Origin of the sequence: Streptantibioticus parmotrematis, assembly GCF_019890615.1 — a bacterium.
In the GTDB taxonomy this organism is placed as follows: Bacteria; Actinomycetota; Actinomycetes; order Streptomycetales; family Streptomycetaceae; genus Streptantibioticus_D; species Streptantibioticus_D parmotrematis.
The window spans coordinates 60,250-84,022 of sequence record NZ_JAINVZ010000017.1; the positions used below are offsets into that span (position 1 = coordinate 60,250).

The window sequence follows — 23,773 nt, forward strand, 5'->3', positions numbered from 1 at the left end:
ATCAGCCTCGATTCCCGGCCACGGTCTCCCGGGCCGCGCGCAGCGACTCCTTGAGCGAACCCATGGTGGCGAGCACGGCGGTGGGCTCGTAGCCGCAGTGCGCCATGCAGTTGGCGCACCGCGGGTCCTTGCCGCGCCCGTACTTGTCCCAGTCGGTCTCGTCCACGAGTTGCCGGTACGTGGGGACGTAACCGTCGCTCATCAGGTAGCAGGGCCGCTGCCAGCCGAAGAGCGAGTAGTTCGGGATGGCCCAGGCGGTGCAGGGGAAGTCCGCCTTGCCTTCCAGGAAGTCCAGGAAGAGCGGGCTGTGGTTCAGCCGCCACTTCTTGCGGTTCCCGTTGCCGAACGCCTTCCGGAACAGCTCGCGGGTCTGCTCGACGCCGAGGAAGTGCTCCTGGTCGGGCGCCTTCTCGTAGGCGTAGGCGGGCGAGATCATCATCTCGTCGACCTGGAGGTCGTCGTTGAGGAAGTTCAGCACCTCGATGATGGTCTGCGGGGTGTCGGTGTTGAAGAAGGTCGAGTTGGTGGTGACCCGGAAGCCGCGTGCCTTGGCCTCCTTGATCGCCGCGACCGCCTCGTCGAAGACGCCTTCCTTGGCGACCGACTCGTCGTGCCGCTCCCGCAGCCCGTCGATGTGGACGGCGAAGGCGAAGTAGCGGGAGGGGGTGAACTTCTCCAGCTTCTTGCGGAGCAACATCGCGTTGGTGCACAGGAAGACGTACTTCTTGCGGGCGACCAGCTGCCGCACGATCTCGTCGATCTGCGGGTGCATCAGCGGCTCGCCGCCCGCGATGGAGACCATGGGCGCGCCGGACTCCACCACGGCACCCACCGCCTGCGCCACGGGCATGCGCTGCTTGAGCACTCCGGCGGGATGCTGGATCTTGCCGCAGCCCTCGCACTTGAGGTTGCACGCAAAGAGCGGTTCAAGTTCCACGATCAACGGGAACCTCTCGCGCCTGCGGAGCATTTTCTGTTCAAAGAGGTACGTCCCGACCCGGACGGACTGTCGGAGCGGCATGGCCATCTGGCTCACCTCCAGGGGAGAGCGTGGTTACGGTGCCAATCAAGGAAGGCGGGGAAGACTGACCTCAGCACGCGGAACGCGGTGATTCCGGTGCGGAGCGTCGCGACACGCAGGAGTTCGTACTCAGGGGTGTCCACCACGACACGGACGGCGGCCACCGGACGCGGCGCGTCGGCGAGCGCGGCGCGGCGGACGGCGGCGGACTCCATGTCGACGGCGAGCGCCCCGCGGGCCCGCAGCCGCAGCCGTTCCGCGCCGCGGACGACGTGGTCGGACTCGGCGACGCGCCCGGTGTGGACGCGGGCACGGCCGTGGGCGTGCCGGGTGAGGGCGTCGGCGAGCGGCCCGGCGGACTCGGACCGCTCGTCGACGACAATGTCACCCGGCAGCAGGCCGGGCGCCACTCCGGCGCAGAAGCCGGTGGCGAGCACGGCGGCGCCGCGCAGCGCGGGATCACCGCGCAGCGCGTCGGCGACGGCGTGCTCGGCGGCGCGCGGCCCCATGCCGGTCCGCAGCAGCGTCACCGCCGCTGCCGGGGAGCCGGCCGCGCCGCCGCGCAGGGCCGTCTTCTCGACGGCCAGGGCGCAGACGACGAGCAGGGGTTCGCGCGGCGGCGCGGACGGTGGGACCGGATCGGCACGGGAGCGGGAGGAGGAGCGTGAGGGACGGGGCATCAGGCGGCCTCCCCCAGCGGGGCGGCCAGCAGGGCGGGTTCGCCGTGCAGGTAGCGGCCGAGCGCGGTGACGGGGAAGACCATCCGGTACAGGTGGTAGTTGATGGAGAAGTCCCAGGGGAAGCCGGTGCCGGTGAAGTACGGCTCGTCCCAGGACCCGTCCTCGTTCTGCGTGTCGGCGAGCCAGCGGACGCCGCGCTCCACCGCCTTGCCGTCCCGCTCCCCCGCCGACAGCAGCGCCATCAGCGCCCAGGCGGTCTGCGAGGCGGTCGAGGTGCCGCGTCCCGCCCATTCCTGGTCGGGGTAGGAGCGCAGGTCCTCGCCCCAGCCGCCGTCCGCGTTCTGCACGCTCTCCAGCCAGGCCACGGCGCGGCGGATCGCGGGGTGTTCTACCGGCAGGCCGACCCCGATCAGGGCGGGCACCACCGAGCCGGTGCCGTAGACGTAGTTGACGCCCCAGCGCCCGAACCACGAGCCGTCCCGCTCCTGTTCGGCCAGCAACCAGTCGACGCCGCGCCGGGTGCGCGGGTCGTCGCGCAGGCCGACGGCGGCGAGCATCTCCACGACGTGCGCGGTGACGTCGGCCGACGGCGGGTCGATGACCTCGCCGAAGTCGCAGAACGGCAGGCGGTTGGGGAACCGGCTGGTGTTGTCGACGTCGAAGGCGCCCCACGCGCCGTTCTTGGACTGCATGCCGAGGTTCCACAGCACGCCGCGTTCGATGGCGGAGGCCAGCCGGGCCCGGTCGGGGTGCTCGACGCGCTTGAGGGCGAGCACGACCTCGGCGGTGTCGTCGATGTCCGGGTAGTTGTCGTTGTCGAACTCGAAAGCCCAGCCGCCGGGTGTCAGTTCGGGCCTGCGCACCGACCAGTCGCCGCGCTTGCCGATCTGCTCCTGGAGCATCCAGTCGGCCGCCTTGACCAGCGCCGGGTGGTCGGCGGGCAGGCCCGCGTCGGCGAGGGCGATGGTGGCCAGACAGGTGTCCCAGACCGGGGACTGGCAGGCCTCGACCATGCGGCTGCCGTCCTCGTGCCAGACGGCGAACCGGTCGAGGGAGGCGAGGCCGGCCCGCATCACCGGGTGGTCCAGGTCGTAGCCGAGCAGCCGCAGGGCGATGATGGAGTAGACGGCCGGTGGCTGGATGCCGCCCCAGCAGCCGTCGTTCTCCTGCCGTTCGATGATCCAGCGGGCGGCGACGCCCAGCGCGGTGCGGCGCAGCGGTCTGATGCTCACCTTGCGGTAGGCGTGCAGGGCTTTGTCGAGGCGCTGGAAGACGCCTTCCCAGCTGTGCAGCGGGGCGGCGGGGCGCGGCGGGTTGGGCACCGCGGGGTCGGTGTGCAGCTCGTCGATGGGGAACGGCGAGGGCCGCACCGGCCGGTGTGCCCCGACGACGGTGAGGGGCACGATGGTCTGCCGGGCCCACTGGCCGAAGGAGTAGAGGTTCAGCGGGAACCACTTCGGCAGGTAGATGATCTCCGGCGGCAGTTCCGGCAGGTCCTCCCACTTCCACCAGCCGAACAGGGCCAGCCAGATGCGGGTGAAGACCCGGGTGGCGGCCACGCCGCCGTGGGCGCGCACCCAGGCCGCGGCGGTGGCCATGTGGGCGTCGGTGGGCTCGTCACCGGCGAGGCGCAGCGCCACGTAGGCCTCGACGGTGGTGGAGATCTCGCCGGGGCCGCCGTGGAAGGTGGCCCAGGTGCCGTCCTCGCGCTGCTGGGACCGGATCCAGCGGGCGGCGGCCTCCAGGACCCGGGGCTCCTGGATACCGAGGAACTGACGGAGCAGCAGGTCCTCGGCGTCCATGGTGACGTTGGTCTCCAGGATGCCCTTCCACCAGCCGTCCGGATGCTGGGCGGCGAGCAGGTGGGCGGTGGCGCGCTCCGCGGTGCGGGCGGCGACCCGCTCCACGGGGTCGAGCGGTCCGGCGGCCGCCGGGCCGGCGGCCCGGTCGGTCCGTTCACTGGCCGAGGTGGCACGAGGTGGAAGTGGTCCCGCGCTTCCGTCGGTCGTCGCTGTCATGGCTTCCCCTTCTGCAGTGTGGCACTGCGCCGGTGGGGCGTCCGTCGGCCGGCGTCGCACGCGACGCGGTCGGCGACTGCGCTCAGGCAGTTGCAGTTGTCATCTTTCTCGTACCACAACGAAGTCGGCCAACGCGAAGAGGTTTCGCCTGGTCTCCTCCGGCATCGCCACTCCGTCAAGTGCGGCGAGGGCGGTGGCGTGTTGGCGACGGGCCTCGCGCGAGGTCCATTCCCGGCCACCGGCCTGTTCGATCAACGCGGCGCGGTCGGCGAATTCTTCCTCGCTGAAGTCCCCGATCTCGGGGTTCTTGGCGTCCGCCGCCAGGAGTTCACCCAGACGCTCCGCCGCCTCACCCTCGGCGGCGAGCGCGGCCACCACGGGCAGGGACTTCTTGCGCTGACGCAGGTCGCTCCAGGTCTGCTTGCCGGTCACCGCGGGCTCGCCCCAGATGCCGAGCAGGTCGTCGACGGCCTGGAAGGCGAGGCCGAGGTGGTAGCCGTAGCTCTCCAGCGCGTCGGCGGTGGCCTCGTCGGCGCCGCCGAGCACGGCGCCGATGGAGCAGGCACAGGCCAGCAGGGCGCCGGTCTTGTTGCCCTCCATCTCCAGGCACTCCTCGACGGTGACCCGTTCGCGGTGCTCGAAGGAGATGTCCTGCGCCTGACCGTCGATCAGCTTGCGGGTGGCCACCGTCAGCCGCCGGGTGGCCCGGCCCGCCTCCACGGTGCCCTGCTCCAGCAGGATCTCGTTGGCCAGTGCGAACAGCGCGTCGCCGACCAGGATGGCCTGCGCCGGGCCGTGCACCTTCCACACCGTGTCGCGGTGCCTGCGCTGCTCGTCGCCGTCCATCAGGTCGTCGTGGAGCAACGAGAAGTTGTGCACGAGTTCCACCGCGACCGCGCCGGGCACGCCCGCCTCGGGTGCGGCGCCCGCGGCCTCGGCGGACATCAGCGCGAGCGCCGGGCGGACCGCCTTGCCGCTGTCGCCGTGGGTGGGGTTGCCCGCCGCGTCGATCCACCCGAAGTGGTAGGCGGCGACGGTGTCCATCGGGGGCGCGAGCCGGTCCACCGCCGCGCGCAGGACGGGGGTGGACAGGGTCCGCCCGCGCTCCAGCAGCGCGGTGACGCCTTGCTGCGCCTGTGGCGCTGCCAGCTGCTCGTGGGCCGGTGTCACGGGTTCTCCTTCGCTTGCTGATTTCTGGCTCATACGGCTTCCAGCGCACCGTCGGGGGCCGGTCGGCCGAGTTCCGTCAGGGCGTCCCGGGCGGCCCGCAGCCCGCTGCGCACGGCGCCCTCCATCGTCGCGGGCCACCCGGTAGCGGTCCACGCGCCCGCCAGGTACAGGCCCGGGGCGCGGGTGCGGGCGGCCGGGCGCAGCCTGCCGACGCCCGGCGTGGGGGCGAAGGTGGCGGTGCGTTCCCGGGTGACGAAGAAGTCCCGTACGGTCGCGGCGCGAGCGGCGGGCAGCAGCCGCTCCAGCTCCGGCAGGTAACGGGCCCTCAGTTCGGCGACCGGCAGGTCGATCTCGTCCTGGGCGGCGGACTGCGACAGCGCCACGTACTGCCCTTCGGTGAGCCCCGAGGCGCCGGTGCGGTCGAAGACCCACTGCACGGGGCTGTCCAGTGCGGCGAGGAACGGCTCGCGCAGCACCGGGCGGTCGTAGATCACGTGGACGTTGAGGATCGGCGCGGTGCCGATGCGCAGCAGGGCGTCCGGGTCGGCCAGCGCGCCGTCCGGCAGCAGGCCGTGCGCCTCCTGCTGCGGCACCGCGAGCACCACGGTGCCCGCGGCCAGTTCCTCGGCGCGGCCGGGTCCGGTGGCCACGTCCACCAGCCAGCCGCCGTCCGGGGCGGCGCGCAGCCCGCCGACGCGGCCGCGCAGCACGGTCGTGACGCCGGCCGCGTCCAGGGCGGCGCGGGCGCGGGTGTCGTGCAGGTCGCCGAGCGGGGCGCGGGCCCAGCCGATGTCGGCGGCGCCGGGGTCGGAGAGCAGCCCGGTCTTGAAGACCATGGCGGCCAGGCCGAGCGAGGCCTGGTCGGCGGTGGCGTTGAGGGTGGCGACGCCGACCAGGTCCCACAGCGCCTCGACGGTGCGCCGCGACTGGCCGCGGGCGCGCAGCCAGCTCGCGAAGTCGACCGCGTCGAGCGCGGGGTCGTCCAGGTCGAGCCCGCGCAGCGCGAGGGCGGCGCGGCCGACCGTGGCCCGTTCGGCGAGCGACAGGTGCGGGTAGGTGGCGAGGGAGGCGGCCAGGTGCAGCGGGACGGGCAGCGCGGTGCGCCGCAGGTGTCCCATCCGCTGACGGCCCGCGTCCAGCACGGGCACGTCCAGCCGGTCCTGGAGGGTGACCAGGTCGCTCGCCGCGATCCGGTCGAGGAACCAGCGGTAGGCGGTGCAGCAGCGCAGGAAGACGTGCTGGCCGTTGTCGACCGTCAACTCCCCTGCCGGGGTGTCGCGTTGGAAGGAGAAGGCGAGACCGCCGAGGCGCGGCCTGCCCTCCACCAGCGTGACCCGCACTCCGGCCTCGGCCAGGGTGAGCGCGGCGGTGGTGCCCGCCAGACCGCCGCCCACGACGACGGCGGTGGCCGCGGCGGCCTGGTCGCGGTGGTCGTCCCGCGGCATCGATGTCCGGCTCATGCGCTCTCCCCCTTCGCGGCGTCCCCGGGTGCCGTCGGCAGGAGGGACGCGATGATCGTCGGCGGGGTTGAGCGCCCGGCGCGGTGGGCCGGGCGGAACGCCGGCGCTGGGGAGGGCCTCATCTCAGGCACGCCCCCTGGCCGCGTGCCGGGTGTCGAGCCCGGCGAGCCCGCGCAGCGCGACGTAGGCCTTCTCGCGCCCGGGCAGCGAGACCCGGCCGCGCAGCACCGCCTCGGGGTCGGCGGCGATGCGTTCCAGCAGGCGGCGGTAGATCCCGGCCATGGCGGCCACGCAGGCGCCGCTGCGCCGGTCGAGCATCGGCAGCAGCCGGTAGCCTTCCGCGAACAGGGCCCGGGCGCGCCGCACTTCGTGGTGGACGAGGCCCGCGAAGTCCGCCCCGGCGGGCGGCACGGGCTGGGAGAACCCGGCGGAGCAGCCGAACTTGGCGAGGTCCTCGGCGGGCAGGTAGGTGCGTCCGTTGCCCGCGTCCTCGCGAACGTCCCTGAGGATGTTGGTCAGTTGCAGGGCCAAGCCAAGCGTGTCGGCGTAGCTCGACGCGTGCTCCGCGTCGCGGGCGCCGGGGACCGTGCCGAAGACGCCGAGCGACAACCGGCCGATGCCGCCGGCGACGCAGCGGCAGTAGACCTTCAGGTCGTCCCAGCTCTCGTAGGTCTCGCCGCGCAGGTCCATCTGGACGCCGTCGATGAGTTCGTCGAGCCCGCCGAGCGGGATCGGGAAGCGGCGGGAGGCGTCGGCGAGCGCGACGGCGACCGGGTCGGTGTCGTCCTCGGACACCTCGCCGTCCCGTACCCGGCCGAGCACCGCCCGGGTCTCCTCCAGCCGGACCCGCTTGGTGGCGGGGTCCAGGTCGCCGTCGCCGATGTCGTCGACCCGGCGGGAGAACGCGTACAGCGCCGACATGGCCTGCCGCTTCTCCTGCGGCAGCAGCCTGATGCCGTACGCGAAGTTGCGTGCCTGCTGCCCGGTCACGGTCTCGCAGTACCGGTACGCGGCCAGTACCGGTGCGGACGTGTGCGCGGAACCGTCCACGATCCGGCTCACCCCTCTCGTCGCAATGTGGACCCCACCTCGCGCAGCAGCCCGAGCTTGGTGGCCTTCGGCGCTCCCGCCAGGACGTCGTAGCGGGCCGCCTCGACCGCCGCGAGCGCGGCACGGCCCCCCGCCACGAATCCCGCGAGCAGCAGCTTCAGCCTGCCGTGGACGCTACCCACCAGCGGGGTGCCTTCATTCAACAGATCGCGGGCGCGTTCCGCTTCGTATTTCACCAGCGCACGCACCTGCGCGCCCCCGGTGGGGGCGGCGAGGTCGGCCTCGGTCACGCCGAACCGCGCCATGTCGTCGGCGGGCAGGTAGATCCGGTCGCGGGCCAGGTCCTCGGCGACGTCCTGGAGGTGCTCGACGATCTGCAACGCGGTGCACACCGCGTCGGAGTGCCGGATGCGCTCCGGGGTGGCGGTGCCGGTGATGGCGAGCACCAGGCGGCCCACGGGGTTGGCGGACAGCTCGCAGTACGCGAGCAGCTCGTCGTAGTCGGCGTAGCGGCGCACCCGCTGGTCCTGGCGGTTGGCCTCGATCAGGCCGAGGAATGGCTCGGGGGTCAGTCCGCGGGCGCGGACGACCGGGGCGAGGGTGCGCAGGAGGGGATGGCCCGGGGTGTCGCCGTCGAAGATCCGGCGCAGGTCCTTCTCGAGGGCGTCCAGCATGGCGAGCCGGTCGTCGGTGGCGGCCGGGTCGAGGCCGAGCCAGCGGGCGTCGTCGCGGCCGGGCGGCAGGTCGCCGTCGCCGATGTCGTCGACCAGGCGGGCGTAGCCGTACACCGCCATCAGGTCGTCACGCCAGGCGCGCGGCAGGAAGAACGGCGCCACGGGGAAGTTCTCCCGGGCGGCCTTGTCGAGGACGGCGCGCGACTGGGTCTCCTCCGTCCCCGCGGTCACCATGGGTGGCCCCATGTCGCAGCGGCGGACGTGCCCCGGAGCTGGATGGGTTCCGTGTTCATGGCCGCCACACCCCCCGTTCTACACTGATCCTCAGGTTCTTCCCATTTCGGACACGCCGCACCCAATACCGCCCTCCGTTCCTGCCGTCGCCACCGTGCGCGCCCGCACCCCGCGCGCCGAAGGGCAGGTCGTGGGCGGTCCGGCGGTGGGCATTGACTCAGCGTACGCCGTACAGGGATCCGGCGTACGCCCGGGTGTCCCGGTCATTCACCCACGACGTCGAACACCATGAGGGCCGCGAATCTTCCCTTCCGCCACACGAGTTGATCGCTGTCACACGTACGGCCCCTGCCGACCGTATCGGCACGGGGTCGCACGGACGACGCGATTGACGCAACGGATGCGCGACGGCTCCCTCACGATCGGGTCGACACCGGCGCGTTCGGTCAGCCGCGGGTGTGCTCCTCGTAGGCGGCCAGCACCGCTTCGGTCGGGCCGTCCATGAGCAGTTCACCGCGTTCCAGCCACAGCACCCGGTCGCACACCTCACGGATCGAGCGGTTGTTGTGGCTGACCAGGAAGACCGTGCCGGCCTGCTCGCGCAGTTCCCGGATGCGCTCCAGCGAACGCCGCTGGAACGCCACGTCGCCGGTGGCCAGCGCCTCGTCGATGAGCAGCACGTCGTGCCGTTTGGACGCGGCGATGGCGAACCGCAGCCGGGCGCCCATGCCGGAGGAGTAGGTGCGCATCGGCAGCGAGGAGAAGTCACCGCGCTCGTCGATGCCGGAGAAGTCCACGATGTCCTGGTAGCGCTCGCGGATCTCGTGGTGACCCATGCCCATCGCCAGGCCGCCGAGGACGACGTTGCGCTCGCCGCTCAGGTCGTTCATCAAGGCCGCGTTGACCCCGAGCAGCGACGGACGGCCCTCGACGTAGACCCGGCCGCGCTCCGGCGGCAGCAGCCCGGCGATCGCCCGCAGCAGCGTGGACTTGCCGGCGCCGTTGGTGCCGATCAGCCCGACCGCCTCACCGCGGTACCCGACGAAGCTGACACCGCGTACGGCGTGCACCTCGCGCAGGTGCGCAGGGGCCTGGCGGCGCACCAGACGGCCGAGGGCCGCCGACGCGCTGCGTCTGCCGCCACCGCCGCCGTGCACCCGGTAGACGATGTGCAGTTTCTGCACGACGACCGTGGGCACCCGCTCGTCCCGTACCGCGTCCGTCATCCGTACCTTCCCCTGAAGTGCCGCGGTGGGCAGCACATCAGGGAAAGGTGAACGCGAGGCGGACTGCGGCCGAGCAGCCGCCCAACCAGGCGCGTGACGCCGGGGTGCTCAGATGACCGGCGGCCGTCCCAGCCGGGTCAGCCGCCACACCGTGCGCCAGCGCATCGGCCTGCGCGGTCCGCACGGCTTCGTCCAGCCCTCCTTGAACCCGCCCAGCCAGGCCCGCAGCGCGGGACGGGACGGGCGGCGGGCCAGCGTCAGCAGGATCCAGGTGGTCAGGTACAGCGGCACCAGCGGGAGGGGCAGGTTGCGGCGGGCCAGCCAGACCCGGTTGCGGGCCACCATGCGGTGGTAGACGGCGTGCCGGCTCGGCGCGGTCGCCGGGTGCTCCAGCACCATGTCCGCGCGGTAGTCGATCAGCCAGCCGGCGTCCAGCGCCCGCCAGGCCAGGTCGGTCTCCTCGTGCGCGTAGAAGAACTCGTCGGGCAGCCCGCCGACCTGCTGGAAGACCGCCGTCCTGGTGGCGTTGGCGCCACCGAGGAACGTGGTGACGCGCGAGGAGCGCAACGGGTCGGAGGCACGCAGCCTGGGCACGTGACGGCGCTGCGTGCTGCCGGTCTCCGGGTCGGTGATGCGGAAGGAGACGATGCCCAGCCTGCGGTCGGCGGCGAAGGCCTCGCGCACCAGTTGAGCGGTGTCCTGCCGGGGCAGCAGCCCGTCGTCGTCGAGGAACAGCAGCGCGTCCACCTCGCTGCCGCCGGGGCCGAACGCCTCGATGCCGACGTTGCGCCCGGCCGGGATGCCGAGGTTCTCCGGCAGCTCCACCGTCCGTACGCCGTCCGGGAGTTCGGGCAGCGGGGAGCCGTTGCCGACGACGACGACCTCGATGGCGTCGCCGTGCTGCCCGGCCACCGAGTCCAGCAGCGCGCGCAGTTCGTCGGGGCGGTTGCCCATGGTGAGCACGACCGCGCCGAGCCGCATCGCCGCGCTCACCGCAGCCTGCTCGACGCCAGGACGGACACCAGGTGCAGCAGCGTCTGGAGCAGCGCGATGCCCGCGAGCACCGCCACGCCCAGCCGCGAGAAGAACAGGTCGCCGCGGACCTGGTCGGCGATCGCCAGCACCAGGATCAGCAGGGACGCCTCGACGCCGAGCACCAGCCGGTGGAACTTCAGCGCGGCGGCGGCCCGCCGGGCGAGCGCCACACCGGACGAACGCGGCTCGGCGGCCGCCTCCTTGACCGGCGGCAGCCCGCCCTGGTGCCGAGCCACGCCGACGAGGTCGGTCTCGGCCTTGATGAGGATCGCGCCGAGCGCCGCGAGGGTGCCGAGGAACGCCCACAGCCAGTCGATACGGCCCGAGCCCCACAGGTCGGCGGCGCGCAGGCCGAAGCCGACCAGCACGGCGGCGTCGGTGAGATAGGCGCCGACCCGGTCGAGGTAGACCCCCGACAGCGAGAACTGCCGCTTCCAGCGGGCGATCTCGCCGTCCACGCAGTCCAGCAGCAGGTACAGCTGGACCATCACGACGCCCAGCACGGCGCCCGGGATGCCCGGCACCAGCAGCGCCGGTGCGGCCAGCACGCCGCAGACGGTCATCAGGTAGGTCAGCTGGTTGGGCGTGACCCGGGTGGTGACCAGGTGCCGGTCGATGCGCAGCGAGATCTCCCGCATGTACATGCGCCCGGCCCAGTGCTCACCGCTGCGCCGGTCCTTGACCCCCGCGGGGTGCACGACCGGCCGCAGTTCAGCTACCGATGGCTTTGACATAGTCCGCGTACGCATCCCTGATGGCGTCGGAGTCGAGGTCGAGGTGTTCGAGGATCGTGTAGCGGCCCGGGCGGGTCTGCGGCGCGTAGGCGACGGCGGCCACGAACTCCTCGTCGCTGAAGCCGATCTCGCCCGGCAGCACCGGCAGCCGGTGGCGCCGCAGCACCTCGGCGATCTGCCGCGACTCCTCGACCGCGCCGCGCAGGTGCATCGCGAACGCCGCGCCCATGCCGCACTGCTCGCCGTGCGAGGCGGCGCGCTGCGGGTACAGCAGGTCGAAGGCGTGGCTGATCTCGTGGCAGGCGCCGGACGAGGGGCGGGTGTCACCGCTGATGGACATCGCGATACCGGACATCACCAGGCCCTCGGCGAGCGTCACCAAGAACGCGTCGTCGCCCACCGTGCCCGGGTGGCGCAGCACCGACTCGCCCGCGCTGCGGGCCATCGCGGCGGCCAGGCCGTCGATGGGCTCGCCCGTCTCGCGGTGCGACAGCTCCCAGTCGGCGAGGGCCGAGAGGTTGGAGACCGCGTCGCCGATGCCGGAGCGCACGAAGCGGCTGGGCGCCGCGCCGATGACGTCCAGGTCGATGACGATGGCGATCGGCGTCGGCACCCCGTAGGAGCCGCGGCCGTTGTCGTTGTCCAGCGTCGAGACCGGCGAGCAGATGCCATCGTGGGACAGGTTGGTGGCGACCGCGACGAGCGGGAGGCCGACCCGTGCCGCGGCGTACTTCGAGGCGTCGATGATCTTGCCGCCGCCGAGCGCCACCACCGCGTCGTACCGCTTGCCGCGCATGGCGTCGGCCAGATTCACCGCCGCGTCGATCGAGCCGCCGCCCACCTCGAACCAGTCGGCGTCCGGCAGCGCCGGGGCAAGCCGCTCGCGCAGCGCCGCCCCGGAGCCACCACTGATCGCCACCGCCAGCCTGCCGGAGCTGGAGATGCGCTGGTCGGCGAGGAGACCCGCCAGGTCGTCCAGCGCGCCGCGCCGGATGTCGACGACGACCGGCGAGGGGATCAGCCGGGTCAGTACTGGCACGCGATCCCCCGGGCCTTGGCGAGGTCGTCGTGGTTGTCGATCTCGACCCAGGAGACCTCGCCGATCGGCGCGACGTCCACGGTGAAGCCGCGGTCGACCAGCTCCTGGTAGCCGTCCTCGTAGTACAGCTGCGGGTCGCGCTCGTAGGTGGCGCGCAGCGCGTCGGCGAGCGGCTCGGCGGCCTCCGGCTCGATCAGGGTGACGCCGATGTACTCGCCGGTGGCGGCGGCCGGGTCCATCAGCTTGGTGATCCGCTGGACGCCCTTGCCCTCGGCGGTGATGACCTTCATCTCCTCGTCGGCCAGCGACTTGACCGTGTCGAGGGCCAGGATGATCCGCTGTCCGGCGCCGCGCGCGGCCAGCAGGGTCTGCTCGACGGAGACCGGGTGCACGGTGTCGCCGTTGGCGAGGATGACGCCTTCCTTGATGACGTCCCGGGCGCACCACAGGGAGTAGGCGTTGTTCCACTCCTCGGCCTTGTCGTTCTCGACGAGGTGGAGCTTGACGCCGTACTTCTTCTCCAGCGCGGCCCTGCGCTCGACGACGGCCTCGCCGCGGTAGCCGATGACGACGGCCGCGTCGGTCAGCCCGACCTCCGCGAAGTTGCCCAGGGTCAGGTCCAGGACGGTGGTCTCACCGTCCACCGGCACCAGGGCCTTCGGCAGGGTGTCGGTGTAGGGGCGAAGACGCCGTCCGGCGCCGGCCGCCAGCACGAGGCCGATCATGTGGGTTCTCCTGTTTCGTCGTGTACCGCGGGCGCCCCGGCCGAGACCCAGAAACGGATGGACTCGGTGAGCACCGTCAGCGCGAGCAGCCCGGCCAGGGCCGCCAGCGCCCAAGTGAACGTCGTACGGTCCGCGAGGAGGGCGGCGAGCACGGTCACGACCAGCACCCTGCCCTCGTGCCCGCCGGTCGCGCGGACCAGGGCCCGCGGTGGCGCGCCGGTGCCGCCGCGGATGCGGTACACCGTGTCGTAGTGATGGTAGGCGACGGCCGCGACCAGCCCGAACGCCGCCGGGACCGCTCCGTGCAGGCCCGAGCGAGCGGCCAGCGCGAGGATCGTCACGTACTCGGCGGCCCGCAACAGCGGCGGCACCAGCCAGTCCAGCGCGCCCTTGAGCGGCGCGGCGACCGCCACGCCCGAGGTGACCGCGTAGACGGCGGCGGCGAGCACCGGCCACCAGGTGCCGCGGGGGGTCAGCCAGGCGGTGGCGACCACGGCGGCGGTGCCGAGCAGCGCGACCGCGGGGGCGGCGAAGGACGGCAGCCGCTTCGGGGCGACCCGTGCGACGGCCTCGGCGAGCGGGCCGCTGTCGGCGAGGTCGGCCAGGGCCTGAGCCGCGCGGTCGGTGCGCCGGGCGCGGCGGGTCAGCGAGCGCAGCAGGCGTCCGGCGGTGGTGTAGCAGGCGGCCAGCGCGCAGCCGACCAGCAGCACCAGGAAGACGATCCGGGGCGTGGTGACGGCCGTGAGCACGGCGATCAGCGCCCAGCGCTCACCGATCGGCAGCACGATCATGCGCCGCACCCACACCGTCCAGCCGACGCTGTCGAGCCGGTCGGACAGGGCAGCGGTCGGGCTGGTGTTGGCGGTCGCGTCGTGGTTCGCCTCGTTGAAGGAGAAGTCCACGATGTGGCGGCAGGACTGGAGCACCATCGCGCCCAGGGCCAGCGCCCACACGTCGTCGCCGCCGCGCGCGGCGCCCAGGGCCAGGCCCGCGTAGTAGGCGTACTCCTTGGCCCGGTCGAAGGTGGCGTCCAGCCAGGCGCCGAGCGTGGAGTACTGGAGGGAGTAGCGGGCGAGCTGGCCGTCGGTGCAGTCCAGCACGAACGAGGCGATCAGCAGCACGCCGGCGGCGACGAAGCCGGGCCGGGTGCCGGTGGCGGCGCAGGCCGCGGCGATCAGCGCGACCAGCAGCGACGCGGTGGTGACCTGGTTGGGGGTGAGGCCGCGCCGGGCGCACCAGCGGGCGAGGTAGCGCGAGTAGGGGCTGATGCAGAAGGTGGTGAAGAAGCCGTCGCGGGACTTGACCGCGCCGCGCAGCCGCACCGCCTCGTCGTCCACGGCCTCGGTGGCCTCGCGGGCCCGCGTGCGGGCGCTGTCGTCGGCGGGCACGGCGGCGACCAGCACGCCGAGCTCGGGACGGTGCACGTCGATCCCGGCGTCCTCCAGCGCGGTGGCCAGGGCGTCGGGGGTGGGCGCCGCGGGAAAGCCGGTGCCGTTGCCGGCGGCCGCCGCGGCGGGCTCACGGGCGGCGGAGGCCAGCTCGGCGCGGGCGGCACCGGTCGCGGTGAGGGCGCCGGGGACCGCGCCCACGGGGAAGCGGGGGTCGGTCAGCGCCAGCCGCAGGGCGTGCCGGTGGCCGGTGAACCGGGGGTCGACCACGGCGACCCTGGCACCGGCGGGCGCCGCCGCCAGTTCGGCCGCCAGCCGCCCGGGGCCGTCCGCCACGGTGACGTCGAAGCCGAGGGCGCGCAGGTCCTCGGTGAGCGGCGAGCCGGCGACCGGCGGGCCGGTGAGGATGGCGGTCGACAGACGAACTCACTCCCCTGGATGTGATCTGGTGCGAGGCCGCCCGCGGCACGGCCGGGACGCGGGCGCGACGGCCACCACGCCCCCGTGACGCCGGAACGGGCTCGACGGCAGAGGCTATCGGATCGGCGGAAGGCGACGTTCACCGCAGGTTCACCCCGGGCTCGGCAGGCGCATCATGGCACGCCACGCTGTGCGGGCCGGAGGGGAGCAGCGCGGGCTGACACGGGGGTGAAGCCGGGCGTGATCACTCTCACGGGCGGGGTGGAGTGGGGCAGACTGGGGCCTTCGCGTACGTCGTGAACGTCACGGTGTGAGCGACAAGAAGCAGGGCGTTACCGAGGTTCAACAACGAAGGATGGCCATGCCGATCTCTCCCGCCACCGGCTCAGCGTCAACCGGGCCGGCCTCCCACGGCAGCTCGACCGTCAACGGCAGCGCGGAGGCGATCCTGCTGGAACTGGTCGACGAGACCGGCGAGACGATCGGGACCGCGGAGAAACTCTCCGCGCACCTGCCTCCCGGCAGGCTGCACCGCGCCTTCTCCGTCTTCCTGTTCGACGACGCCGGGCGGCTGCTGATGCAGCGGCGGGCACTGGGCAAGTACCACTCCCCCGGGGTGTGGTCCAACACCTGCTGTGGTCACCCGTACCCGGGCGAGCAACCGTTCGTGGCCGCCGCCCGGCGCACGGCGGAGGAGCTGGGGGTCGCCCCGGTGCTGATGCGCGAGGCGGGGACGGTGCGCTACAACCACCCGGACCCGGCCTCCGGGCTGGTGGAGCAGGAGTTCAACCACCTGTTCGTGGGTCTGGTGCGCGCCGAGCCGCGGCCGGACCCGGAGGAGGTCATGGAGACCGCCTTCGTGACCCCGGCGCAGCTGGCCGAGCTGGGCGCGGGGGCGACGCTGTCGGCGTGGTTCGGCACGGTGTTGGACGCGGCGCGCCCGGCGGCGCGTGAGCTGACCGGCACGGAAGCGGGCTGGTGACCGGCGCGGAAGCGGGCCGGTGACGGGCTGATCCGGCGCGGCGGGCGTCGCCGGAGGGCGGGCGTTCGTTCCCCGCCCGGCCGGTTCGCCGTGCGTCAGGAGGCGGCGTGCAGGGGGAGCGCCGCCCAGACGACCTTGCCGCCCTCCGGGGTGTGCTCGACGTCGCAGCTGCCGCCCGCCTCGACGGTGATCGCCTTCACCAGCAGCAGCCCGCGCCCGCCGGTCCTGACGTGGTCGGCCTCCAGCGCCTTGGGCCGGTACGGATGGTCGTCGGCGACCGCGATCCGTACCCAGCCGGTGGTCACGGCGATCTCGACGGTGATGCGCGGGGAGAGCACGGCGGCGTGCCGCACGGCGTTGGTCACCAGTTCGGAGACGATCAGCAGCAGCCCGTCGGCGGTCTCGTCGCGGACCGGCACCCGCTGCCGGGCCAGCAGGTCGCGCACCGCGTGCCGGACCTGGGGCACGGAGGAGTCCAGGGCGGGTGCGGTGAACCGCCAGGTCCCCTCGTACGGGACCCGCGGCGCGGCGGCGGGCACGGCGGCGCCGACCGCCCTGGGCACCGGGCCGGACGGGACGGGGTCGGCCGGGACCGGATCGGGTGGGATTCTTCCGCAGACCGTCATGACAGCAGCACCCGCTTCGCGTGACGTTCCCCGCAGTTCCGCCGATGTGGAACCGCTTCACTCCCCATGAGTGTTGAACGCAGGAAGCGCTTACCGAAGCGCTGACCGCAAGTCTGTACCTCTTGGCGTGTCGTGACCGGTAATGAACGTATTCACCGGCTGGACCGAGCGGTTGTGCGGCTTTTGTTCTTCTTGCGTGGTGGTCGCAGTCCAAGGGGCGCTCGCCCGGCTGCGGTTAGGATCCGGGCGGGCGATCATCTGGAGGTGCGCGCATGGCGGAGCCCGGTCTGCTGCTGGAACGACGGGACGGCGTCGCCACCGTCACCATCGCCAACCCGGCCAAGCGCAACGCCATGACGCCCGGGATGTGGCGGGAACTGCCGGTGCTGCTGGACGCCCTGGCCGCCGAGCCGCGGGTGCGGGCGCTGGTGCTGACCGGCGCGGGCGAGACCTTCTGCGCGGGCGCGGACATCTCGGCGCTCAGCGAGCCCGGCACCGAGGGCGCCGCGGCCGTCGCCGAGGAGGCGCTCGCCGCCTTCCCCAAGCCCACGCTCGCGGTGATCCGGGGCTACTGCGTGGGCGGCGGGTGCCAGCTGGCCGCCGCCTGCGACCTGCGGTTCGCGGCGCGCGGGTCGCGGTTCGGGGTGACCCCGGCCCGGCTGGGCATCGTCTACCCGGCCTCCTCCACCCGGCGGCTGGTCTCCCTCGTCGGGCCCGCGACCGCCAAGTACCTGTTGTTCTCCGCCGAGTTGATCGACGACGAACGGGCCTTGCGCACCGGACTGGTCGACGAGCTGCTGGACGCCGGTGAACTGGCCGCGCGCGTCGAGCGGTTCACCGCCGTGCTGGCGGGCCGGTCGCGGCTGACCCAGGCCGCGGCGAAGGAGTTCACCGCGCAGGCGCTGCGGGGCGAGCCGAGCGCGGACCGCGTGGCGCACTGGGAGCGCGAGGCACGCGGCAGCGGGGACCGCGCGGAAGGCGTCGCCGCGTTCCTGGAGCGACGCGAGCCGCGGTTCACGTGGAGCGCGTGACGCCGCCCGCCGACGGCACGGCAACAGTGGGCGTGGACCGCGTCCGTACGGAATACCCCCGGGTAACGTGAGGCGCATGACTACCCTGACCCTGCGGGCGGCCCGGCGCTGCTACAACGCGCTCAACCCGCTGCACTCGGCCTTCTACTTCGCGCCCGAGCACGACGAGCAGCTGGCCGCCCTCGGTCTCGAACGCGGTTCGATGGCCTACTTCGCCGGGCGGTCGGCCCCGATGGGGGCGGTCGGCGCGGGGACGGTCACCGCGACGTTCTACAACTTCAGCCCCGACCTCGTGGCCCGCGACATCCCGCGCGCCTGGGAACTGACCACCCCGGTGGAGGTCCTGGAGACGCGGCTGCGGATCACCGACGCCTACCTGCGGCGGCTGCTGGGCGACGAGACGGTGGGGTCGCGGCGGATGACGGAGGCCGCCGAGCTGGCGTTGCGCGCCGCCGAGGCGTGCGAGGCGCCCGGCCGTCCGCTGTACGCGGCCAACGCCGACCTGCCGGTGCCGGACGAGCCGCACCTCGCGCTGTGGCACGCGGTCACCCTGCTGCGCGAGCACCGGGGCGACGGGCATCTGATCGCGCTGGCGACGGCCGAACTCGACGGCCTGGAGGCGCTGGTGACGCACACCGCCACCGGCAAGGGCTTCACCTCGTACTTCTTCCAGGCCACCCGCGGCTGGTCGGCCCAGCAGTGGGCGGCGGCCGAGGTCCGGCTGCGCGAGCGCGGGCTGCTGGACGCGGAGGGCGAACTGACCGAACGCGGCGCCGAGTTGCGGCGCGAGGTCGAGGAGGACACCGACCGGCTGGGCTTCGCGCCGTACCGCCACCTCGGCGCCGAGTACGCGGAACGGCTGATGGAGCTGGCCGGACCGTTCACCCAGGCGGTGCTCGCGGCGGACGCGCTGCCGCTCAAGCACCTCGGCAAGGGCTGACGGCCCGCGCACGGGCCCCGGAAGGGTTACGAGGATGACACTCGCCGGAGCGCCGGCCCGGCGCAGACCGCTCTCGCCGGCCTGGCGCCGCGCGGGCACCACCGCCCGCGACCCGCGGCTCGCGCTGGTGTGCCTGACGTACACCGTGCTCCAGCTGCTGCTGGCGGCGCCCGGGCGGTCACTGGCCTGGGACGAGTCGATCTACTTCTCGCAGGTCGACCCGCGCGCGCCCGCCGCGTTCTTCAGCGCGCCGCGGTCGCGCGGGGTGACGCTGCTGGGCGCGCCGGTCGCGCTGTTCACCTCCGATCCGCTCGCGATCCGGGTGTTCCTCGCCGTGCTGTCGGGCCTGGCGCTGTTCGGGGCGTTCGCGGTGTGGCGGCGGCTGGTGGGCGGCGGGACGGCGGCACTGGCGGCGCTGCTGTTCGGCACGCTGTGGGTGAGCCTGGAGTACGGCGCCCAGATGATGCCGAACCTGTGGGTGGCCTTCGGCGCGGTGGCCGCCGCCGGGTTCCTGCTGCTGGCGGTGCGCGAGGGGCCGCGCGGGCGGTATCTGCTGGGGCTGGCGCTGAGCGTCGGGTGGCCGACGCTGGTGCGGGCGCCGGACGGGGTCTGGCTCGCGTTGCCGCTGCTGGCGGCCGTCGTGCTGGTGCCGTCCTGGCGTTCGGTGCGGCCCGCCGCGGCGATCGCGGCGGGCCTGGCGGCCGGGCTGGCGGAGTGGGTCGCCGAGGCGTACGCGCGGTTCGGCGGCATCGGGCAGCGGCTGTACGACTCCAGCGTGATCGAGGGCGGCATGGGGCTGTCGTGGAACGTCGGCAACGCGCTGCGCAGCGCCGACGGCCCGCTGCTGTGCCGGCCGTGCGACGTGGGCTATCCCCCGGCGCTCGACACCGCCTGGTGGCTGGCGCTGCCGGTGCTCGCGGTGGCCGGGCTGGTGGTGGCGCACCGCACCGGGCGCACGGCGAGCGCGGTGCTCCCGGTGGTCTGCGCCGTCGCGCTGTCGGTCCCGTACCTGTTCCTGATCCCGTACGCCGCCCCGCGCTTCCTGCTGCCCGCCTACGCGCTGCTGGCGCTGCCGGTGGCCGGACTGCTGACCCGGGGAGTGCGGGCGGTGCGGCTGCGGCCGACCGGGTGGCGCCTGGCGGCCGCCGCGCTGGCCTGCGCGCTGCTCGTCGGGCACTGGGCGGTGCAGCTGCGGCTGCTGGACCGCCAGATCGTCTCGGCCCGGGGCACGGTCGACCACTACCAGGCACTCGCCGAGGCGGTGGGCCGGGCGGGCGTCCGTCCGCCGTGCCTGCTCGCCGGGTGGACCCAGCCGATCGCTTACGACGCGCGCTGCGCCTCGTCGGTGACCTCCTACCTGGACACCGACGCCTCCGTGCCCTCCCCGGCCGACGTGCTGCGGGCGGCACGGCACGAGACGGTCGCGGTCCTCGTCGACCCCGGCTCCCCGCCGCCCGCCTACGCCCGCGGCTGGCAGCGGCGCCCGCTGAGCGGCAAGGGGCTCGGGGCGGGCTGGGCGGTCTACGTGCCCAGGGGACGGTAGCGGCCGCGCCGGGCGGGACGGCTCAGTGGCGAGCGTACGGCTGCGTGGCGGGCGGGACGGCTCAGTGGCGGGCGGAGGCGCGGCGGCCGAGGTGCTGGCGCGGCTGGACCTGGTGCGGGTCGCGGGTGGCGCACGGGCCCTCCGGCATCGCCGGGTGGCTGCCGAGCAGGACGACGCCGACGACGATGGCGATCAGGCCGATGACCTGCCAGGCCAGCGCGCCGGGCGTGACCCGCAGCCGGTCGCCGAGGAAGCCGACGCCGCAGGCGATGCCGACGATGGGCTCGGCGGCGGTGAGCGCGGGCAGCGAGGAGCGCAGCGGCGCGGTCTCGAAGGCGCTCTGCACGAGCAGCAGCCCGGTCAGGCCGCAGCCCACGATGACGTACGGCTGCCAGTGGGTGAAGACCGCGGCGATGCCGCCGTCGTGGACGAGGGTGCCGGTGACCCGGGTCAGGGCGTCCTGGAGCCCGTAGAGCGAGCCCGCGGCCAGCGACAGCAGGGTCGCCTCGCGCGTGGGCCGCAGCCGCTTGCCGATGGCGGTCAGCAGCATCGCGAGTCCCACGACGACCCCGAAGACCAGCCAGTGGCGCAGCGGCGAGGCGAGGTGGCCGCCGCCGGAGGGCCGCCCGGCGACGATGAACGCGGTGACGCCGAGCGCCAGCACCACCACCCCGCCCCAGCCGCTGCGGCCGAGCGGCTGGTTGCTCAGCCAGCGCGACAGCGCCATGGCGAACAGCAGGTTGGTGGCGAGCAGCGGTTCGACCTGGGAGACCTCGCCGTGGGTGAGGGCGAGCGCGCCGAGCACCTGTCCGGCGACCATGGAGGCGATGCCGAGCAGCCATTCGGGCATCTTCAGCAGGTCGAGCAGCAGCCGGAAGGAGAGGAAGTCGGCCAGCGGGGCGCGCTGGGCCGCCCGCTGCTGGAGCACGAAGCCGAAGCCGAGGCAGCACGCGGCGCCGATACCGAGCAGGAACACGGCCACGACGTCACCTTCCCAGCGAGCCGGGCGCACCGCACCGGCGGCTTGTCGAAGTGCTGCCGACGATAGCGCCCCCGGCCGAGGTCAGCGACCGCCTCGCTCCGTCAGCCCCACTGGTCGTAGCCGAGCTTCGCGACCAGCGCGACGACCACCACCATGAGTGCGTAACGAATGAAGGACGCGCCGCGTTTCAGGGCCATCCGGGCGCCGAGCGCGCCCCCGGTGACGTTCCCCACCGCCATCGCGGCCGCCGTCAGCCACATGACGTGCCCCTCGACGACGAACACGATCAGGGCGCCGAGGTTGGTGCCGACGTTGACGACCTTGGCCATCGCCGAGCCGTGCACGAAGTCGGCGCCGAGCACCAGCAGGAACGCGATGATCAGGAAGGTGCCGGTGCCGGAGCCGATCACGCCGTCGTAGAAGCCGATGCCGCCGCCGCACAGGAGAGCCGCGGTGAGCGCCTTGCGCCTGCTGAGCCGCACGGGGGTGTGGGTGCGGCCGAAGTCGGGGCGCAGCGTGACGAAGGCGCCCACGGCCAGCAGCGCGATCATGATGACCGGGCGGAAGACGGAGCTGGGCAGCGCGGTGGCGACCAGGGCGCCGCCGGCCGCCGCGGGCAGCGCGACCGCCGCGGCAAGGCCCAGGAAGCTCCAGTCGACGTCGGTCTTGCGCAGGTAGGTGGTGGCGGCCGAGGACGTGCCGGTGATGGCGACGGCCTTGTTGGTGCCCAGGACGGTGGCGGTCGGCAGGTGGGGGAACGCGATCAGCATCGCCGGGAGCTGGAGGAGCCCGCCGCCGCCCACCACCGCGTCGATCCAGCCCGCGGCGGCGGCCACGGGTATCAGTTCCAGCGCCACGGCGCTCATCGGTCCCCCTCGGAGTCGGCCGGTGGCACGATCATGCCGGACACGGCCGGGCGGGTGGCGACCGGGCTCAGACCTCGGTGACCTTTCCGGCCTCGACCTCGAAGCGCCGGGTGGTGTGGACCGCCTCCAGCATCCGCCGGTCGTGGGTGACCAGCAGCAGCGTGCCGTCATAGGAGGCGAGGGCGGATTCCAGCTGCTCGATGGCGGGCAGGTCCAGGTGGTTGGTGGGCTCGTCCAGCACCAGCAGGTTCACCCCGCGCGCCTGGAGCAGGGCCAGCGCGGCCCGGGTCCGCTCGCCGGGCGACAGCGTCCCGGCGGGCCGCAGCACGTGGGCGGCCTTCAGCCCGAACTTGGCCAGAAGTGTCCGTACGTCCGCGGGCGGCGTGTCCGGGACGGTCGCGCAGAACGCGTCGAGCAGCGTGGCGTCGCCGTGGAAGAGCCCGCGGGCCTGGTCCACCTCGCCGACCACCACACCGGGGCCGAGGGTGGCGCTCCCGGCGTCCAGCGGGCGGCGGCCGAGGAGCGCGGCGAGCAGGGTGGACTTGCCGGAGCCGTTGGCGCCGGTGACGGCGATCCGGTCGGCCCAGTCGATCTGGAGGTCCACCGGGCCGAGCCGGAAGCCGCCGAGCGCGACCTCGGCGCCGCGCAGGGTGGCCACCACCGCGCCGGAGCGCGGCGCGGCGGCGATCTCCATGCGCAGTTCCCACTCCTTGCGGGGTTCCTCGACGACGTCGAGGCGCTCGATCATGCGCTGGGTCTGGCGGGCCTTGGCGGCCTGCTTCTCGGTGGACTCGGCGCGCAGCTTGCGGCCCATCTTGTCGTTGTCGCCGGACTTGCGGCGGGCGTTGCGCACGCCGTGTTCCAGCCAGTTGCGCTGGGTGCGGGCGCGGGCCTCCAGGGACGCCTTGGTGTCGGCGTACTCCTCGAACTCCTCGCGGGCGTGGCGGCGGGCCACCTCGCGTTCCTCCAGGTACGAGGCGTAGCCGCCGCCGTAGGTGTTGACCTGCTGCTGGGCGAGGTCCAGCTCGACGACCCGGGTGACCGTGCGGGTGAGGAACTCGCGGTCGTGGCTGACCACGACCGTGCCGGCGCGCAGGCCGCGCACGAACGCCTCCAGGCGCTCCAGTCCGTCCAGGTCGAGGTCGTTGGTGGGCTCGTCCAGCAGGAAGACGTCGTAGCGGCTCAGCAGCAGTGACGCCAGCCCCGCGCGGGCCGCCTGGCCGCCGGACAGGGACGTCATCGGCTGGTCGAGCCCGACGGCGAGGCCGAGGTCGGCGGTGACCTGCTCGGCGCGTTCGTCCAGGTCGGCGGCGCCGAGGGCGAGCCAGCGGTCCAGCGCGGCGGCGTAGGCGTCGTCCGCGCCCGGGGTGCCGTCCGCGAGCCCCTGGGTCGAGGCGTCCATCGCGGCCTGGGCGGCGGCGACTCCGGTGCGGCGGGCCAGGAAGTCCCGCACGGTCTCGTCCGGACGGCGTTCCGGCTCCTGGGGCAGGTGGCCCACGACCGCGGAGGACGGCGAGAGCCGCAGCGTGCCGCCCTCGGGCCGCACCACTGCGGCGAGCATCCGCAGCAGCGTGGACTTCCCGGCACCGTTGGCCCCGACGAGCCCCACCACGTCCCCGGGCGCGACGACGAGATCGAGCCCGGAGAAGAGCACACGGTCACCGTGCGCGGCGGCGAGGTCCTTGGCGACGAGGGTGGCAGTCATAAGGGGGCAGATCCTATCGGGCGCACGTGGCCACCAGGGCCGTCACCTGACCATCGGAGTCAGGGCCGGGGCCGGCCGGAGGGGGCGGCCGGACGAGGTGCGGGCAGGCGGTCACGGGCGACCGGGTCCGGAAATCATGCAAGCACGCTTGATTGTTATCGCGTCCGGTGCCAGCCTGCTCGGGAGCGTGGCGTTGGTGACCGTTCGTCAGACGAGGGGCCTGC

At 73.6% G+C, this 23,773-nt stretch carries 21 protein-coding genes; 4 read left to right on the forward strand and 17 right to left on the reverse strand.

Going from position 1 to position 23,773, the window contains the following annotated elements; genetic code table 11:
- Position 1: 1 nt before the first annotated feature.
- The 13 genes from hpnH to K7472_RS22510 form a co-directional block, all read right to left on the reverse strand.
- Positions 2–1,027 (reverse strand): adenosyl-hopene transferase HpnH, encoded by a 1,026-nt coding sequence (gene hpnH, locus K7472_RS22450; protein ID WP_222980325.1) that lies wholly within the window; start codon positions 1,025–1,027, stop codon positions 2–4.
- A gap of 5 nt (positions 1,028–1,032) precedes the next feature.
- Positions 1,033–1,701, reverse strand: a complete 669-nt coding sequence (locus K7472_RS22455; RefSeq protein ID WP_222980326.1) for a nucleoside phosphorylase-I family protein — start codon at positions 1,699–1,701, stop codon at positions 1,033–1,035.
- Positions 1,701–3,719 carry a squalene--hopene cyclase gene (shc, locus tag K7472_RS22460; protein ID WP_222980327.1) on the reverse strand — a complete coding sequence of 673 codons (2,019 nt, stop codon included), beginning with the start codon at positions 3,717–3,719 and terminating at the stop codon, positions 1,701–1,703. The genes K7472_RS22455 and shc overlap by 1 nt, the downstream gene beginning before the upstream one ends.
- Before the next feature lie 99 nt (positions 3,720–3,818).
- The gene (locus tag K7472_RS22465) at positions 3,819–4,922 is read right to left on the reverse strand and encodes a polyprenyl synthetase family protein (RefSeq protein WP_222980328.1); all 1,104 of its coding nucleotides are present in this window, start codon (positions 4,920–4,922) and stop codon (positions 3,819–3,821) included.
- Positions 4,919–6,349, reverse strand: coding sequence for a hydroxysqualene dehydroxylase HpnE (hpnE, locus tag K7472_RS22470; RefSeq protein ID WP_222980329.1), 1,431 nt, complete (start codon positions 6,347–6,349; stop codon positions 4,919–4,921). The genes K7472_RS22465 and hpnE overlap by 4 nt, the downstream gene beginning before the upstream one ends.
- 123 nt (positions 6,350–6,472) lie before the next feature.
- On the reverse strand, positions 6,473–7,411 hold the full coding sequence (gene hpnD / locus K7472_RS22475; protein ID WP_222980330.1) for a presqualene diphosphate synthase HpnD: 939 nt from the start codon (positions 7,409–7,411) through the stop codon (positions 6,473–6,475).
- Positions 7,408–8,307, reverse strand: coding sequence for a squalene synthase HpnC (gene hpnC / locus K7472_RS22480; RefSeq protein ID WP_222980331.1), 900 nt, complete (start codon positions 8,305–8,307; stop codon positions 7,408–7,410). Before hpnC ends, hpnD begins: the two co-directional genes overlap by 4 nt.
- A 446-nt stretch (positions 8,308–8,753) precedes the next feature.
- Positions 8,754–9,533: an ABC transporter ATP-binding protein gene (locus K7472_RS22485; protein ID WP_222980332.1), complete on the reverse strand. Its 780-nt coding sequence runs from the start codon at positions 9,531–9,533 to the stop codon at positions 8,754–8,756.
- Between the two features lie 108 nt (positions 9,534–9,641).
- Entirely contained in the window at positions 9,642–10,514 is an 873-nt protein-coding gene (locus K7472_RS22490) for a glycosyltransferase family 2 protein (RefSeq protein ID WP_222980408.1), read from the reverse strand.
- A gap of 8 nt (positions 10,515–10,522) precedes the next feature.
- Positions 10,523–11,302, reverse strand: coding sequence for a CDP-alcohol phosphatidyltransferase family protein (locus tag K7472_RS22495; RefSeq protein ID WP_222980333.1), 780 nt, complete (start codon positions 11,300–11,302; stop codon positions 10,523–10,525).
- Positions 11,280–12,341, reverse strand: a complete 1,062-nt coding sequence (locus K7472_RS22500) for an iron-containing alcohol dehydrogenase family protein (RefSeq protein WP_222980334.1) — start codon at positions 12,339–12,341, stop codon at positions 11,280–11,282. The genes K7472_RS22495 and K7472_RS22500 overlap by 23 nt, the downstream gene beginning before the upstream one ends.
- Positions 12,329–13,066 carry a phosphocholine cytidylyltransferase family protein gene (locus K7472_RS22505; protein ID WP_222980335.1) on the reverse strand — a complete coding sequence of 246 codons (738 nt, stop codon included), beginning with the start codon at positions 13,064–13,066 and terminating at the stop codon, positions 12,329–12,331. The genes K7472_RS22500 and K7472_RS22505 overlap by 13 nt, the downstream gene beginning before the upstream one ends.
- Positions 13,063–14,874, reverse strand: coding sequence for a DUF5941 domain-containing protein (locus K7472_RS22510; protein ID WP_222980409.1), 1,812 nt, complete (start codon positions 14,872–14,874; stop codon positions 13,063–13,065). Before K7472_RS22510 ends, K7472_RS22505 begins: the two co-directional genes overlap by 4 nt.
- Positions 14,875–15,235: 361 nt before the next feature.
- Between K7472_RS22510 and idi the strand changes: the two genes are divergently transcribed.
- Complete coding sequence (gene idi, locus K7472_RS22515) at positions 15,236–15,856, forward strand: isopentenyl-diphosphate Delta-isomerase (RefSeq protein WP_222980336.1); 621 nt, start codon at positions 15,236–15,238, stop codon at positions 15,854–15,856.
- Between the two features lie 95 nt (positions 15,857–15,951).
- On the opposite strand, the gene K7472_RS22520 is transcribed toward idi, so the two are convergent.
- On the reverse strand, positions 15,952–16,482 hold the full coding sequence (locus K7472_RS22520; RefSeq protein ID WP_222980337.1) for an ATP-binding protein: 531 nt from the start codon (positions 16,480–16,482) through the stop codon (positions 15,952–15,954).
- Between the two features lie 272 nt (positions 16,483–16,754).
- Between K7472_RS22520 and K7472_RS22525 the strand changes: the two genes are divergently transcribed.
- From K7472_RS22525 to K7472_RS22535, 3 genes are all read left to right on the forward strand, one after another.
- Positions 16,755–17,513, forward strand: a complete 759-nt coding sequence (locus tag K7472_RS22525) for an enoyl-CoA hydratase/isomerase family protein (RefSeq protein WP_222980338.1) — start codon at positions 16,755–16,757, stop codon at positions 17,511–17,513.
- Between the two features lie 76 nt (positions 17,514–17,589).
- Positions 17,590–18,453 carry an SCO6745 family protein gene (locus K7472_RS22530; RefSeq protein ID WP_222980339.1) on the forward strand — a complete coding sequence of 288 codons (864 nt, stop codon included), beginning with the start codon at positions 17,590–17,592 and terminating at the stop codon, positions 18,451–18,453.
- A 34-nt stretch (positions 18,454–18,487) separates the two neighbouring features.
- Complete coding sequence (locus tag K7472_RS22535; RefSeq protein ID WP_222980340.1) at positions 18,488–19,996, forward strand: glycosyltransferase family 39 protein; 1,509 nt, start codon at positions 18,488–18,490, stop codon at positions 19,994–19,996.
- A gap of 61 nt (positions 19,997–20,057) precedes the next feature.
- On the opposite strand, the gene K7472_RS22540 is transcribed toward K7472_RS22535, so the two are convergent.
- The 3 genes from K7472_RS22540 to K7472_RS22550 all read right to left on the reverse strand — a co-directional run bounded on the left by K7472_RS22540 (position 20,058) and on the right by K7472_RS22550 (position 23,549).
- Complete coding sequence (locus K7472_RS22540; RefSeq protein WP_222980341.1) at positions 20,058–20,978, reverse strand: DMT family transporter; 921 nt, start codon at positions 20,976–20,978, stop codon at positions 20,058–20,060.
- Between the two features lie 101 nt (positions 20,979–21,079).
- Positions 21,080–21,844 (reverse strand): TSUP family transporter, encoded by a 765-nt coding sequence (locus K7472_RS22545; protein WP_222980342.1) that lies wholly within the window; start codon positions 21,842–21,844, stop codon positions 21,080–21,082.
- A 67-nt stretch (positions 21,845–21,911) separates the two neighbouring features.
- Positions 21,912–23,549, reverse strand: coding sequence for an ABC-F family ATP-binding cassette domain-containing protein (locus K7472_RS22550; RefSeq protein ID WP_222980343.1), 1,638 nt, complete (start codon positions 23,547–23,549; stop codon positions 21,912–21,914).
- Between the last annotated feature and the right edge of the window lie 224 nt (positions 23,550–23,773).

Excerpts from the sequence above, each read along its gene's own strand:
- hpnH (WP_222980325.1), bottom strand. The coding sequence starts at position 1,027 with ATGGCCATGCCGCTCCGACAGTCCGTCCGGGTCGGGACGTACCTCTTT.
- K7472_RS22455 (WP_222980326.1), bottom strand. The coding sequence starts at position 1,701 with ATGCCCCGTCCCTCACGCTCCTCCTCCCGCTCCCGTGCCGATCCGGTC.
- shc (WP_222980327.1), bottom strand. The coding sequence starts at position 3,719 with ATGACAGCGACGACCGACGGAAGCGCGGGACCACTTCCACCTCGTGCC.
- K7472_RS22465 (WP_222980328.1), bottom strand. The coding sequence starts at position 4,922 with ATGAGCCAGAAATCAGCAAGCGAAGGAGAACCCGTGACACCGGCCCAC.
- hpnE (WP_222980329.1), bottom strand. The coding sequence starts at position 6,349 with ATGAGCCGGACATCGATGCCGCGGGACGACCACCGCGACCAGGCCGCC.
- hpnC (WP_222980331.1), bottom strand. The coding sequence starts at position 8,307 with ATGGTGACCGCGGGGACGGAGGAGACCCAGTCGCGCGCCGTCCTCGAC.
- K7472_RS22485 (WP_222980332.1), bottom strand. The coding sequence starts at position 9,533 with ATGACGGACGCGGTACGGGACGAGCGGGTGCCCACGGTCGTCGTGCAG.
- K7472_RS22490 (WP_222980408.1), bottom strand. The coding sequence starts at position 10,514 with ATGCGGCTCGGCGCGGTCGTGCTCACCATGGGCAACCGCCCCGACGAA.
- K7472_RS22495 (WP_222980333.1), bottom strand. The coding sequence starts at position 11,302 with ATGTCAAAGCCATCGGTAGCTGAACTGCGGCCGGTCGTGCACCCCGCG.
- K7472_RS22505 (WP_222980335.1), bottom strand. The coding sequence starts at position 13,066 with ATGATCGGCCTCGTGCTGGCGGCCGGCGCCGGACGGCGTCTTCGCCCC.
- idi (WP_222980336.1), top strand. The coding sequence starts at position 15,236 with ATGCCGATCTCTCCCGCCACCGGCTCAGCGTCAACCGGGCCGGCCTCC.
- K7472_RS22520 (WP_222980337.1), bottom strand. The coding sequence starts at position 16,482 with ATGACGGTCTGCGGAAGAATCCCACCCGATCCGGTCCCGGCCGACCCC.
- K7472_RS22525 (WP_222980338.1), top strand. The coding sequence starts at position 16,755 with ATGGCGGAGCCCGGTCTGCTGCTGGAACGACGGGACGGCGTCGCCACC.
- K7472_RS22530 (WP_222980339.1), top strand. The coding sequence starts at position 17,590 with ATGACTACCCTGACCCTGCGGGCGGCCCGGCGCTGCTACAACGCGCTC.
- K7472_RS22535 (WP_222980340.1), top strand. The coding sequence starts at position 18,488 with ATGACACTCGCCGGAGCGCCGGCCCGGCGCAGACCGCTCTCGCCGGCC.
- K7472_RS22545 (WP_222980342.1), bottom strand. The coding sequence starts at position 21,844 with ATGAGCGCCGTGGCGCTGGAACTGATACCCGTGGCCGCCGCCGCGGGC.
- K7472_RS22550 (WP_222980343.1), bottom strand. The coding sequence starts at position 23,549 with ATGACTGCCACCCTCGTCGCCAAGGACCTCGCCGCCGCGCACGGTGAC.